Here is a 13,388-nt window from a genome sequence, read left to right on the forward strand (position 1 = left end):
TTTCTTATTTTCGAAAAGGATGGAAGATCATCCATTCTTGGTACTTTCTCTTAAGGTGAGTTTGGTTCCTAGCATGGTGAGGGTCGGTATTTCTCTCGGAGCTAGGACTTGTTTATTGAGGACGTCCATAGCGGTGCGTCCCATTTCTTCTGTAAAAACAGTGATGGTCGAGAGGGGAGGAAAGACTTGCTTGGCTAAACTGGTATCATTAAAGGAGATGAGTTGGATGTCATCAGGGACCTTGATGCCGGCTTCTTGAAAGGCGCGGAGAGCCCCAATGGCCAAACTATCACTGGCAGCAAAATAGGCATCTGGTAAGGGTGAGCCAGACTGAAGCTTAGCGGAAATGAGGTCATAGCCTGATTGAGCTGTAAAACTACCTGTGAGGATGAGTTCAGGGTGATAAATGTTTCTTTCGATACAGTGGTTACGATAAGCTCTGCGCCGAGGATCGGGAATACTTTCCAGTAGGTCAGTCGTTTTTTCCTCACCGGTTAGAAGACCGATCGTTGTACACCCTTGTTTTCGTAAATAGTGAAGAGCAGTCTGTACAGCATTTTCAAATTCAGTCGTGACACAAGGATGTCCTTGGTTAAGAGTGTTACTATCGACAAAAACCAGAGGCTTGGCTAGCTTTTCTAGCTCGACAATCTGAATTCTACTAAACTTTCCAATACAAATGACCCCAACAACTTCCTCCCCCAATCGAAAGGGAATATCATTGAAATAGCGTAGGATGCCATAATCGAGATCCTGTGCTCTTTTTTCAATGCCTAAACGGATGTTGTAGTAGTAAAGGTCGTCCAGCTCTCCCTCTTCACTTTTCCATTGGATGATGACAATTTGTTGTTTTTCTTTCTTAAAGTTCCCACTTTTCTGATGTCTGGTGTAGCCTAGTTCGTCAGCAACGGTCAAAATTCTGTGGCGGGTTTCCTCCGTTACAGAAAGACTAGTATCTTGATTCAGCACACGTGAAACAGTGGCGATGGATACGTTAGCGAGACTGGCAATATCCTTTAATGTAGCCATAAGTTTTCTCCTTCTGTCTTCTAGTATATCATAGCTTTGGCCTGGTTAGTGTATTTTACTAAAATTTTAGTAAATTAATTGATTTGCTTGATGAAAAGGGTTACACTAAAGATAAATAACTATATAAGTGAGGTAATCTCAATGAATACTCAAGAACTTCGGAACGCTTTTCAAACAGTCTTTGGAGCAGAAGCGGATCATACTTTTTTCTCACCAGGTCGGATCAATCTGATTGGTGAGCACACAGACTATAACGGGGGTCATGTCTTCCCTGCAGCTATCACCCTTGGTACCTACGGAGCAGCTCGCAAACGCGAGGATAAGCTTCTTCGTTTCTTCTCTGCTAACTTTGAAGACAAGGGCATCATTGAAGTTCCTCTTGAAAACCTTCAGTTTGAAGAGGAGCACAACTGGACCAACTATCCAAAAGGCGTTCTTCATTTCTTGCAAGAAGCTGGTCACACCATTGATGTGGGGATGGATGTCTATGTCTACGGGAATATTCCAAATGGATCTGGTCTCTCTTCTTCAGCCTCACTAGAGATGCTGACGGGAGTCATTGCAGAAAGGATCTACGGTTTGACAGTGGATCGGGTGGACTTGGTTAAAATTGGAAAACAAACAGAAAACCACTTTATCGGGGTCAACTCTGGCATCATGGACCAGTTCGCGATCGGCATGGGAGCTGACCAACGGGCCATTTATCTGGATACCAACACCTTGGAATATGATTTGGTGCCCCTTGATTTGAAAGACAATGTCGTCGTGATTATGAATACCAACAAACGTCGAGAATTGATTGATTCAAAATACAATGAACGCCGTGCGGAATGTGAAACAGCTGTCTCAGAATTGCAAGGCAAACTAGACATCCAAACCTTGGGTGAATTGGATGTCTGGGATTTTGATACCTATAGCTACTTGATCAAGGATGAAAATCGCATCAAACGAGCTCGCCATGCTGTCCTCGAAAACCAACGGACACTCCAAGCTCGTAAGGCTCTGGAAGAAGGAAATTTGGAAGCTTTTGGCCGTTTCATGAATGCTTCCCACGTATCCTTAGAACACGATTATGAGGTAACTGGACTTGAATTGGACACCTTGGTGCATACAGCTTGGGAACAAGAAGGTGTCTTGGGCGCTCGTATGACAGGAGCAGGCTTTGGTGGTTGTGCCATTGCCCTTGTAAATAAAGATAAAGTTGAAGCATTTGAAGAAGCTGTCGGCAACCGTTATGAAGAAGTCGTTGGCTATACTCCAAGCTTTTATATTGCTGAAGTAGCAGGGGGCAGTCACGTTTTAGATTAGGAGAGAGGTAAATGGAAGCTGTAATATTTGATTTAGATGGCTTATTAGCTGATACGGAAATCATTTCTCTAAAAGTTTATCAAGAATTGCTTGGAGATTTTGGAATTCCTTTCACAGAAGAAACCTACTCTAGAGACTACAGTGGACATAGGGAAGAGGAGAATGTTCAACGATTTTTGGATACCTATGATTTACCCTGGAACTTTGACCAAACCTTGGATAGAGTTTATGAGCTGGAAGCTCAAATCTTAGCTCAAGGTGTCAATTTAAAAAAAGGTGCTAAGAATTTGCTTAGTTTTTTGAAAAGAGAAGGTATTCCAATCGCCCTAGCAACTTCAAGTATTGAATCTCGGGCTAGAATAATCTTGGATAGCAATGGGATACTGTCCTTATTTGACCATCTAGTTTTTGCAAAAGATGTCCAGCGAAGTAAACCTTACCCAGATATATTTTTAAAGGCTTGTAGTGATTTGAATGCTTTGCCAGAGAATTGCTTAGTACTAGAGGATAGTGAAGCAGGGATTGAAGCAGCCTATAGAGCTGGGATTCCAGTTATTTGTGTTCCAGATTTAAAAGTACCAGCACAGTCTTTCTTAACTAAAGCAGAACAAGTTTTCCAGGATTTAGATTGTGTCAGAGACTATTTAAAAAGTAAGAAGGAGAATCAATGAATCAGGGAATTTTGGATGCATTTGTCACAGCCGTCATTAAGGCCAGTGACTACGAAGAGATGGATCGTATTTATCTAAAAAATCGCGTCATGAGTCGCGTTGGAGAAGAGGGGCTAGATGGACCAGCTCAAAAAGAGGACTTGATTGCGCTCAAAGATCAGCTGGTGGAGATTGCGGTTGCGAATAATATGATTCAAGATAGCATGACCGCGAAGGACAGCTTGGGTGCAGAGTTGATGGATTGGATCACACCTAGCCCTAGTCAGGTCAACCATCGTTTCTGGGAGACCTACCGTCAGTCTAAAGAAGATGCGATTGCGGATTTCTATGCTCTCTCTAAGCTCAATGATTACATCAAGGTCAAAGCGATTGCGCAGAATATAGCTTTTGAAGCAGAGACTCCCTATGGCTCTCTTGAAATCACCATCAATCTGTCAAAACCTGAAAAAGATCCTAAAGACATTGCAGCGGCCAAGCTTGCCAAAGCCAGTCACTATCCAGCCTGCCAATTGTGCGTTGAAAATGAAGGCTATCAAGGTCGCCTAGACCATCCAGCTCGGGCCAATCATCGGATTATTCGCTTTGACATGGACGGTCATGATTGGGGTTTCCAGTATTCCCCTTATGCCTACTTCAATGAACACTGCATTTTCCTCGATAGCCAGCATGTTCCCATGGCCATTAGTCGCAAGACCTTTGAGCGACTCTTGACCATTGTCGAGACTTTTCCAGGCTATTTTGCAGGGTCCAATGCAGACCTGCCCATTGTAGGGGGATCCATCCTGACTCATGATCATTATCAAGGCGGACGCCACACCTTCCCTATGGAGCTAGCTCCTGTGGAGGAAAGCTTTAGCGTTGAGGGCTTTGAGGCTGTATCGGTAGGAATTGTCAACTGGCCCATGTCGGTTCTCCGCTTGCAATCGGACGACAAGGCGCAATTGATTGCCCTGGCAGACCATATCCTAACAGCCTGGCGAGGCTACTCTGATCCAGCCGTTCAAGTTTTAGCGGTATCCGACGGTCAGCCCCACCATACCATTACCCCCATTGCACGGATTCGTGATGGGCATTATGAACTGGACTTGGTGCTCCGTGACAACCAAACCTCACCAGAGCATCCAGATGGTATCTATCACCCGCATGCAGATGTGCAACACATAAAAAAAGAAAATATCGGCCTGATCGAAGTCATGGGGCTAGCGATTTTGCCACCTCGTCTTAAGGAAGAACTCAAGCAGGTCCAAGACTATCTACTTGGACGTGAGAGCACGGTAGCGACCTACCACCAGACTTGGGCAGATGATTTGAAAGCCACTCACCCATCCCTCACAGATGAAGCAGGGGCAGAAGCCCTTGTCCGTAAATCAGTCGGTCAAATCTTTGCGCGGGTGCTGGAAGATGCTGGTGTCTACAAGCGAACAGCAGAAGGCCAGACAGCCTTTAGACGCTTTGTTGCGACACTTTAAGTGTGGAGAAGAGGCAGAAATTTGGTACAATAAGAGAGAAGACAATGAAGCGAAAGGAAAATAAATGGCAATACTCGTACTCGGAGGAGCTGGCTATATCGGTTCCCACATGGTGGACCGTTTGGTCAATGAAGGACAGGAAAAAGTCGTCGTGGTCGATAGTCTGGTCACGGGCCACCGTGCAGCGGTGCATCCAGATGCCGTCTTTTACCAAGGAGACCTGGCGGATCAAGACTTTATGCGCACTGTGTTTAAGGAACATGACGATATCGATGCGGTCATCCACTTTGCGGCCTACTCACTGGTTGCTGAATCCATGGCAGATCCATTGAAATATTTTGACAACAATACAGCAGGCATGGTCAAGCTCTTGGAAGTCATGCATGAATGTGGGGTGCACTACATCGTCTTTTCTTCAACTGCTGCCACCTACGGCATTCCAGAAGAAATTCCGATTCTTGAAACCACTCCGCAAAAACCGATTAATCCTTATGGCGAAAGCAAGCTCATGATGGAAACCATCATGCGTTGGGCTGATCAAGCCTACGGCATCAAGTATGTGCCCCTTCGTTACTTTAATGTAGCAGGTGCTAAGCCTGACGGATCTATTGGGGAAGACCATGGACCAGAGACCCATCTCTTACCGATCGTCTTACAAGTGGCCCAAGGAAAACGCGAAAAGATCGCTATTTTTGGGGATGACTACCAGACACCAGATGGCACTAATGTTCGGGACTATGTCCATCCATTTGACTTGGCAGATGCCCATCTTTTAGCGGTGGAGTATCTCCGCAAGGGGAATGAATCGACCGCCTTTAATCTGGGCTCGTCGACCGGATTCTCTAATCTTCAAATCGTTGAAGTAGCCCGCAAGGTGACGGGACATCCGATCCCTCTTGAGATCGCAGATCGTAGACCAGGAGATCCAGATACCCTGATCGCATCCTCTGAGAAGGCTCGTGCCATCCTTGGCTGGCAACCAAAATTTGACAATATCGAAACCATCATCCAAACCGCCTGGGCTTGGCATTCCAGCCACCCAGATGGCTACAATGATTGATAAGAAGAAAACTCAAGTCAGTTGGCTTGAGTTTTTGTGTGAGGGAATATGCTATAATGAAGAAAACAGAAGGGTGTGCACGAGTAATGGCACCTAACGGGTCAACAAGGATAGTAGGAGCGACAATGATAAAATATTTGGTGCAAAAATTTCTCTGGTTTCGAGAGCGTGGATTTGTACAAATCACCCAGAAGACCTTGGTATCTCTCTTTCCATTTTTACTTTTCTCAGCAATTGTTCGCGTGATTTCCCAGTCCTTCTTTTCAGATAGAGGCTATATAAATATGCTCTTTTCTGTTTCGGACTGGTTCCCAGGGTTTCAGGTCACGGGTCAAGTCTTGTCCAATCTTTCTAATTTTACAAGCGGTTTGGCTGGACCTTTAGCAACCTATTTTGCAGGAAAATATACAGCTGGACATTATGGGAGAAGTACAGGGACGGCTGGTGTGACAGCTCTTATGGTTAGTTTTCTTGTTAGCTCACAGGGATTATTGATGGGGCCTCTTCGGGATGGGCAACTATCTCACATCAATCTACCTGCGACGACCAATATTTTCCTGGCGATTTTTTTAGGTTACCTAATTGGCCAGATTTTTCGTCTGTCCAAAGCCAGTGACGACCAAATCGTCAATAAAGACTTTATTTATCAACCCAAGACTGTACGTCCGATTTTCTTGTCTCTGCTCTTAGGAGTCAGTTTAAATGGCCTCTTAGTCCTGGGCAATCAGTACCGTGTCTTTCAGACCATCGGTCAGTTTTTCAGTTCACTGACCGTGACCAGTCATCACCTCCTATCCACTTTTGTCATGGGACTCTTGAATGGCTTATCGGGTTGGGTAGGAAACAGTCAGGTTTTTGCCTTGAACTCGATAGCGGATGATAGTTTTGCCTTGGAAAATCTGACTTATGCCGTCACCAATCATACGACGACTGGCATTCCTTATCTCTACACCTTGACCAATTTGTACCGCAGTTATGGTATGGTGGCAGGAGTTGGTGCAGTCCTGGCACTTTTGGTTGCGATCTTACTGGTTTCACGAAGTCAAAAGGACAAGAAAGTTAGTTTCCTTAGTATCTTTCCAAGCCTCTTTAACAATGGCGCTCCTTTTATGGTAGGAATCCCGGTCCTCCTCAACCTGCTATATGTGATTCCCTTCTTATTGATCCCCTTGGTCAATATGGGAATTGCAGCTCTGGCTTTGTGCTTCAAACTGATGCCAGCAGCTGTCTATCCAGTGCCAGATGGGACACCAGGCATCCTTTATGCTTTTATTGGGACGGGAGGAAGCCTGAGAGCTTTAGCTGTGAGTCTCCTCTGCTTTGCCCTAGACGTGGCCCTTTATATTCCCTTTGTCCGTATGGGCAACAAAGTTCGGAAAGATTTGCTAGAAGAAGGAGGAAGCCATGAAAATCTCTAAAAAAACAGCGCTGGTCTTCACCTTGGTCTGCCTTTTCTTGATTGGCTTGGCTGTGCCTTCTTATAGCTGGACTCGAAAAAATGTCCAGAAAATCGAAAAGTTCTATAATTCAAAACTATCGCCAATTATCATGATCCCGGGAAGCTCTGCGACAGAGAACCGCTTTGATGGCTTGGTGACTAAGCTCAATCAAGACCGGCAAGGAACCAAACACAGCCTGCTCAAGGTCAAGGTCTGGAATGATGGTACCATTACTTATAATGGAAGTATTGATGCCAAAGACAATGAACCGATTATCGTCATTGGTTTTGAAAACAACAAGGATGGTTACAGCAATATTAAAAAGCAAGCTAAGATGGTCAACCAAGCATTTGAAGCCCTACAATCGAAATACAACTTTAACAACTTTAAGGGACTGGCCCACTCCAATGGAGGCTTGATTTATACAGCCTTTATTGAAAATTATCTAGGGGATTATGACGTGGATCTCAAGACCCTCATGACCATTGGGACCCCTTATAACTTTACCGAGACCAACATCAAGAATAAATCAGAGATGTTGGCGGACTTTATTAAGAACAGAGAAGCTATCCCGACAACCCTTCATATGTATTCGGTAGCTGGTACCATTACCTATGACTCGGATGAGTTGGTTCCGGATGCTAGTGTATCGGCTGGTAAGTATATCTATCAAAATCAAGCAGCAAGTTATACAGAGATCACGGTGACAGGAGAGGATGCGCAACACTCAGACCTTCCGACCAATGATGAAGTGGTCGCCTTGATCAAGCAACACATTGAAAGTCAGGATCATCAAAATCGGCAGGAGCAGAAAAATCCGAATTAAATCATATATACTAAGAAGGTTTTACACAAATTATTAGGTGTAGCCTTCTTTTATGGTATAATATAAAGAGAAAAGTACAGCTATCAGGGATGATACAAAAGGAGAAACTTATGAAACGAAAAGAGAAATTAGGAGCATTCATTCTTCTACTAGCAGGACTTATTACGGTTGGTTGTAGCAAACGGACTCCCCGACATTCTAGTCAGTTGAATAACAGCTCGGAAACATCGTCGATATCATCTTCCGGTAAAAAAGTTACTAAAAAAGAGGTGAAAAAGGATTACAAGAAGTTGTACCAGCCCATATTTGAGGATTATCAAAAGATTTTGACCTCGCCAAAGGATACAGCAAGTATCGCAAGTCTCTATCAAAGTTTACAAGCAACTGAGCGTCCAATCAATAGTTGGGCAGTTGAGAATGCGGTCAACCAAGCAGATGAAATGCGCTATGCCTTTGCGGATTTGAATAATGATGGGATAGAGGAACTGCTGATTGCAGACCTAAATGTGAGTGGCAAATATTTCTTAACCGGTCTTTACTATTTGCAAGCTGGGAAACCAGTCCTTTTAGCAGAAGGGTTCGTGGCAGGTCATGGTGGAGCAAGAAATGCTGCGCTTGTCTATAAAGGAGGAGAAGTTCTAGAGCTTAGCTGGTCCTCGGGAACGGGGCAAGGTTATGGGACTCTTTATCAGCTTAATGCTAAGCAAGTGCAAGCGACTATACTCCAAGAAAAAGAGATTCAAATACAAGCAAATGATATTGCTGCTGATTTTGGAAAAAATGCATCGGATCAAATTGACTTAAGAGGCCTCGATTGGCAGGAATTTGAAGTTCCAAGTCGTTCAACTAAATCAGAAACACAATTGAAAGCTCCTTGGAACGCTAACAAATCAGCGAAACTGGAAGCTTTTATAAAGGACTGGGGGGGAAGACTAGGACAACCCAATTATCAAAAGGGAATCGCAGGAGGAGACGTTGGGGCTGACCACCTCTATACACTTAGGGATGATGGACCAAGTGAGAAAATGAATGCCGAGTATACGGATACAGGTCTAGGAAATGCTCAATATCGAATTGTAGAACGCTACAGTAATTGGGATAAATTTCCAGATGTTCATAGTTATTTTTTCGCTATCACCAATACGGGAGAACCGATCGTCTTTCATTCAGATACAACTAATGGAGGACAAATGTATCTTAAACCGACAGAAAATGCTGAACTCCAGGCAGAGTTCAAACGCTTAGTGGAAGAAGAGTAATTTTTATTATCCAGAGTTTGGTCTTGGCCAAACTCTTTTTTTTAAAAAAAAAAAAAATAATATTTCGATATCGAAATAGTTGACAGATGTAATACAGAGTGTTACAATAGTTCAAAAAGTTCGATATAGAAGAATAAGGAGTTGAAATGAACAAGGGGTTAGGGGGCTATCAAGCTCTACAGATTCGTTTGTTAAACGGGCGTATCTTTCAAAAACTCTTGAGCAAGGAACCAGATGCTCAATACAGAAGTGAACAGGGAAAAATTTTAACGATTTTGTGGAAGCAAGAGTTGGGGTGCGCTACTGCGACCGATATCGCTCTTGCAACGGGTCTAGCCAATAATACATTGACCAGTATGGTTAAGAAATTGGAAGAACAAGGCTTGGTCACGATTCAACCTTGTACCCAGGATAAAAGGAAAAAATATATCTCTTTGACAGACCTCGGTTGGGCACAAAAAGAGATTGGAGACCGTGTCAGAAACGAACTTGGAGAGATTTTTTATCAAGGATTTTCTGATCAAGAAATCCAGGAATTTGAAGCTTATCAAGAGCGTATTATCTCAAATCTAAAAGCTAAAGAGAATGACATCTAGGGAAAGGAAGTAACAGTTATGATTGGAATAACAGGTGTAACAGGGAAATTAGGTTCCTATGTGGCTGATCTTGTTGATAAAAAAGGAATCGCTTCAGTCCATCTAGCAAAAAGCCCAGAGCGTGCAAAAGTTTACGCGTCTGCGGAAATCCGTAAAATAGTGTATGCTAATACTCCAGAGGTGGTTGAGGCCTTGAAGGGTATCGATATCTTGTTCATGGTATCTGCTCGGGAAAATCCAGAGCGTGTCAAGGAGCACAAGGAGTTTTTAGATGCTGCAAAACTAGCAGGGGTGCAGCATATTGTTTATACCTCTTTTTATGGGGCAGATGAGAAGGCAACGTTCACTTTGTCTCGAGATCATGCCCAGACGGAAGCCTATATCAAGGAGTTAGGGTTCACCTACACTTTTTTGAGAGATAATTTTTACTTGGACTTCTTGATTGATATTGCGCTTGAAAATGGAGAAATTCGTGGTCCAGCAGGAAGTGGTCTTGTGTCAGCTGTTGCCCGTAAGGACACATCTAGGGTTGCAGCAGAGATTCTTTTAAATCCTAAGGAGTGGGAAAATCAAACCTTGAATCTGACAGGGCCAGAGGATCTTTCCATGGAAGAAATCGTAGCGCTCCTCTCAAAAGAGAGCGGTAAGACCATCACGTATGTAGATGAATCAGTAGAAGAAGCCTATAAGTCACGGAAAAAATGGCCAGCACAAAACTGGGAGTACGATGCCTGGGTCAGTACTTATACAGCGATTAAAGCTGGCGAACAGGCTGGGGTTTCAACAGATGTCGAAAAAGTCCTAGGGCATCCAGCAAGTAGTCTATTGGATATTCTTAGAGATAGAAAATTTATTGAGGAAGAACATGATTGAATACAAACATGTAGCCTTGCGCTACACGGATAAAAATATTTTAAAAGATGTCAATCTCCGAATTGAAAATGGAGAATTTATGGTACTAGTGGGTCCTTCAGGATCTGGAAAGACCACCATGCTCAAGATGGTCAACCGTCTCTTGGAGCCGACAGATGGAAATATCTATATGGATGGGAAACGGATCAAGGACTATGATGAACGGGAGTTACGTCTCAGTACCGGCTATGTCCTTCAAGCCATTGCCCTATTTCCTAACTTGACAGTTGCTGAAAATATTGCTCTCATTCCTGAGATGAAGGGCTGGAGCAAGGAGAAAATTGCCTCTAAAACCGAAGAACTCTTGAACAAGGTTGGCCTGCCTGCTGCAGACTATGCCCATCGTTTACCAAGCGAGTTATCGGGTGGGGAGCAACAGCGGATTGGCATTGTGCGGGCCATCATTGGGGAACCAAAAATCTTGCTGATGGATGAGCCCTTTTCAGCTTTGGATGCCATTTCCCGTAAGCAGTTGCAGGCTCTGACTAAAAAATTGCACAAAGAGTTTGGTATGACCACCATCTTTGTGACGCATGACACAGACGAGGCCTTAAAATTAGGCGACCGGATTGCAGTACTGCAAGAAGGAGAGATTGTGCAGGTGGCGGATTCTAAAACCATCCTAGCCCAGCCAGCCAACGACTTTGTCGCAGATTTATTTGGAGGTGCTCACCATGTCTAAACTACTTGCAACCTTTCAAGAACGCTTTGGGGACTGGCTCACTGCACTGGGTCAACATTTGCAACTGTCATTACTGACCTTGCTCCTTGCTGTTTTTCTGGCTGTCCCACTAGCTGTTTATTTAAGTACACGTAAGAGAGCCAGCAACTGGGTTTTACAGGTAGCTGGGATCTTCCAGACCATTCCTTCCATGGCTCTTCTCGGCCTCTTCATTCCCATTATGGGCATTGGGACGCTTCCGGCCTTGACAGCTCTCGTCATCTACGCCATTTTCCCCATCCTTCAAAATACCATCACAGGTTTGCAAGGGATTGAACCAAGTCTAGAAGAAGCAGGGGTAGCCTTTGGGATGACCAAGTGGGAACGACTCAAGAAGTTCGAGATTCCCTTGGCTATGCCTGTTATCATGTCTGGAATTCGGACAGCAGCTGTGATGATTATCGGGACGGCTACTCTAGCTGCCTTGATTGGAGCTGGGGGACTCGGTTCCTTTATCCTTCTAGGGATTGACCGCAATAATGCCAGTCTGATTTTGATCGGTGCCCTATCTTCTGCCTTCTTGGCCATCGCCTTTAACCTTCTTCTCAAATGGATGGAAAAGGCCAAATTGCGGACCATCTTTGCGGCCTTTGCTGTCATGGTCCTTGGATTAGGAGCTTCTTATACGCCAAGTCTTCTTCCAAAACCAGAAAAAGAAAACCTGGTCATTGCTGGGAAGTTAGGACCAGAACCCGAAATTCTAGCTAACATGTACAAGATCTTGATCGAGGAAAATACGGATATGACAGTGACCGTCAAGCCGAATTTTGGTAAGACCACCTTCCTCTATGAAGCCCTGAAAAAAGGAGATATCGCAATTTATCCAGAGTTTACAGGGACCGTGACCGAAAGTCTCCTCAAGCCGGCGCCACAAGTCGGTCATGATCCAGGAGCAGTCTATCAAGCTGCCCGAGATGGGATCAAGCAACAAGACGACCTAGCCTTGCTCAAACCCATGGCTTATCAGAATACCTATGCTGTCGCAGTGCCTAGGAAGATTGCCCAGGAGTATGGCCTTAAGACCATTTCAGATTTGAAAAAGGTGGAAGGGCAACTCAAGGCAGGCTTTACTTTGGAGTTTAACGACCGAGAAGACGGAAACAAGGGCCTGCAGAAGGTCTATGGTCTTAATCTACAAGTCTCCACCATGGAACCAGCCCTTCGCTACCAAGCTATCCAGTCTGGCGATATCCAGATAACAGATGCCTACTCAACAGATGCCGAGCTGGCTCGCTATGACCTGGTGGTCCTTGAAGATGACAAGCAACTCTTCCCACCTTATCAAGGGGCGCCCCTCATGAAAGAAGCCCTTCTTAAGAAACACCCTGAATTAGAAGGCATTCTGAATAAGTTGGCTGGTAAAATCACAGAGAAACAGATGAGTCAGATGAACTACCAAGTCGGAGTAGAAGGCAAGTCAGCTAATCAAGTAGCACGTGACTTTCTGGTGAAAGAAGGGTTTATCAAAAAATAATCCGAATTTTAAATTGAAATAAGTCACTTTATTTAAGTTGTTTCAGATTGAAGATAAAATACTCAAAATAACTTTCCTTAGGTGAGTGTGGACGTCAGCGAACTTCGAAGAAGTTCCATGGCTAATTATTGAGCCTAAGGTCTCAATAATTCCGAGTGCTAGAAACACTATTGTTTCTAGCACTTTTCTCACAGAGGAAAGTTTCTGAAGATGGTCGAATAAATCTAATAAATAATATTATTTCATCTTTAAAGAAGTTATTAGATTTATATAAAAGAACAGTTTGTCTACAGTCTCAACAAATATCAGAAATGGTGTTTGTTTTTTATAGCAGTTATCTCCAATTGATTTTCTGAAGTCTTCAGGGATGTTTGATCTATTTTTTAATTCCCGAACGTTTTTAGGAAAATTTCAGAAAAATCTTGACTTCTATGAAAATAGGCGTATGATTGGTTGTGAACTGTTGAACAATCTTTTTCAAGAGAATCCCTGATGTCGACTAAGGGATCTGTGAAAGGAGAAGCAGTTCAAATCAAAAATCTATAGAGCGTTGCGTCCGAAAGTCTAAACAGACACGGCTCTTTAAAAACAAAAGGAGAAGATTATGAAAACAGAACCGATTCA

At 43.8% G+C, this 13,388-nt stretch carries 12 protein-coding genes; 11 read left to right on the forward strand and 1 reads right to left on the reverse strand.

What is annotated here, in order from left to right; translation table 11 throughout:
• Positions 1-27: 27 nt before the first annotated feature.
• Complete coding sequence (locus QZ158_RS01405; protein WP_293873615.1) at positions 28-1,029, reverse strand: LacI family DNA-binding transcriptional regulator; 1,002 nt, start codon at positions 1,027-1,029, stop codon at positions 28-30.
• Positions 1,030-1,170: 141 nt separating this feature from the next.
• On the opposite strand from QZ158_RS01405, the gene QZ158_RS01410 reads away from it, so the two are divergent.
• The 11 genes from QZ158_RS01410 (at position 1,171) to QZ158_RS01460 (ending at position 12,764) form a co-directional block, all read left to right on the forward strand.
• Complete coding sequence (locus QZ158_RS01410) at positions 1,171-2,337, forward strand: galactokinase (protein WP_293873618.1); 1,167 nt, start codon at positions 1,171-1,173, stop codon at positions 2,335-2,337.
• A gap of 11 nt (positions 2,338-2,348) precedes the next feature.
• Positions 2,349-3,008: an HAD family phosphatase gene (locus QZ158_RS01415; RefSeq protein ID WP_293873621.1), complete on the forward strand. Its 660-nt coding sequence runs from the start codon at positions 2,349-2,351 to the stop codon at positions 3,006-3,008.
• Positions 3,005-4,477, forward strand: coding sequence for a UDP-glucose--hexose-1-phosphate uridylyltransferase (gene galT, locus QZ158_RS01420; RefSeq protein WP_293873624.1), 1,473 nt, complete (start codon positions 3,005-3,007; stop codon positions 4,475-4,477). Before QZ158_RS01415 ends, galT begins: the two co-directional genes overlap by 4 nt.
• Positions 4,478-4,541: 64 nt before the next feature.
• Entirely contained in the window at positions 4,542-5,537 is a 996-nt protein-coding gene (galE, locus tag QZ158_RS01425) for a UDP-glucose 4-epimerase GalE (RefSeq protein WP_293873626.1), read from the forward strand.
• Between the two features lie 125 nt (positions 5,538-5,662).
• The gene (locus tag QZ158_RS01430) at positions 5,663-6,955 is read left to right on the forward strand and encodes a PTS transporter subunit EIIC (RefSeq protein WP_293873629.1); all 1,293 of its coding nucleotides are present in this window, start codon (positions 5,663-5,665) and stop codon (positions 6,953-6,955) included.
• Positions 6,942-7,802, forward strand: a complete 861-nt coding sequence (locus QZ158_RS01435) for an alpha/beta hydrolase (protein WP_293873632.1) — start codon at positions 6,942-6,944, stop codon at positions 7,800-7,802. The genes QZ158_RS01430 and QZ158_RS01435 overlap by 14 nt, the downstream gene beginning before the upstream one ends.
• Before the next feature lie 110 nt (positions 7,803-7,912).
• A complete protein-coding gene (locus tag QZ158_RS01440; RefSeq protein WP_293873635.1) occupies positions 7,913-9,061 on the forward strand; it encodes a DUF4767 domain-containing protein in 1,149 nt (382 codons plus the stop codon).
• A gap of 146 nt (positions 9,062-9,207) precedes the next feature.
• Positions 9,208-9,657 carry a MarR family transcriptional regulator gene (locus QZ158_RS01445; RefSeq protein WP_293873638.1) on the forward strand — a complete coding sequence of 150 codons (450 nt, stop codon included), beginning with the start codon at positions 9,208-9,210 and terminating at the stop codon, positions 9,655-9,657.
• Between the two features lie 18 nt (positions 9,658-9,675).
• Positions 9,676-10,530 carry an SDR family oxidoreductase gene (locus QZ158_RS01450; protein WP_293873641.1) on the forward strand — a complete coding sequence of 285 codons (855 nt, stop codon included), beginning with the start codon at positions 9,676-9,678 and terminating at the stop codon, positions 10,528-10,530.
• Positions 10,523-11,251 carry an ABC transporter ATP-binding protein gene (locus QZ158_RS01455; RefSeq protein WP_293873644.1) on the forward strand — a complete coding sequence of 243 codons (729 nt, stop codon included), beginning with the start codon at positions 10,523-10,525 and terminating at the stop codon, positions 11,249-11,251. The genes QZ158_RS01450 and QZ158_RS01455 overlap by 8 nt, the downstream gene beginning before the upstream one ends.
• Positions 11,244-12,764, forward strand: a complete 1,521-nt coding sequence (locus QZ158_RS01460; RefSeq protein ID WP_293873646.1) for an ABC transporter permease/substrate-binding protein — start codon at positions 11,244-11,246, stop codon at positions 12,762-12,764. The genes QZ158_RS01455 and QZ158_RS01460 overlap by 8 nt, the downstream gene beginning before the upstream one ends.
• Positions 12,765-13,388 lie beyond the last annotated feature (624 nt).

Source organism: Streptococcus sp. A12, from assembly GCF_905372335.1.
In the GTDB taxonomy this organism is placed as follows: domain Bacteria; phylum Bacillota; class Bacilli; order Lactobacillales; family Streptococcaceae; genus Streptococcus.

Coding starts and splice junctions, on each gene's coding strand:
- galE (WP_293873626.1), top strand. CDS start 4,542: ATGGCAATACTCGTACTCGGAGGAGCTGGCTATATCGGTTCCCACATG.
- QZ158_RS01450 (WP_293873641.1), top strand. CDS start 9,676: ATGATTGGAATAACAGGTGTAACAGGGAAATTAGGTTCCTATGTGGCT.
- QZ158_RS01440 (WP_293873635.1), top strand. CDS start 7,913: ATGAAACGAAAAGAGAAATTAGGAGCATTCATTCTTCTACTAGCAGGA.
- galT (WP_293873624.1), top strand. CDS start 3,005: ATGAATCAGGGAATTTTGGATGCATTTGTCACAGCCGTCATTAAGGCC.
- QZ158_RS01460 (WP_293873646.1), top strand. CDS start 11,244: ATGTCTAAACTACTTGCAACCTTTCAAGAACGCTTTGGGGACTGGCTC.
- QZ158_RS01445 (WP_293873638.1), top strand. CDS start 9,208: ATGAACAAGGGGTTAGGGGGCTATCAAGCTCTACAGATTCGTTTGTTA.
- QZ158_RS01405 (WP_293873615.1), bottom strand. CDS start 1,029: ATGGCTACATTAAAGGATATTGCCAGTCTCGCTAACGTATCCATCGCC.
- QZ158_RS01455 (WP_293873644.1), top strand. CDS start 10,523: ATGATTGAATACAAACATGTAGCCTTGCGCTACACGGATAAAAATATT.
- QZ158_RS01415 (WP_293873621.1), top strand. CDS start 2,349: ATGGAAGCTGTAATATTTGATTTAGATGGCTTATTAGCTGATACGGAA.
- QZ158_RS01410 (WP_293873618.1), top strand. CDS start 1,171: ATGAATACTCAAGAACTTCGGAACGCTTTTCAAACAGTCTTTGGAGCA.
- QZ158_RS01430 (WP_293873629.1), top strand. CDS start 5,663: ATGATAAAATATTTGGTGCAAAAATTTCTCTGGTTTCGAGAGCGTGGA.
- QZ158_RS01435 (WP_293873632.1), top strand. CDS start 6,942: ATGAAAATCTCTAAAAAAACAGCGCTGGTCTTCACCTTGGTCTGCCTT.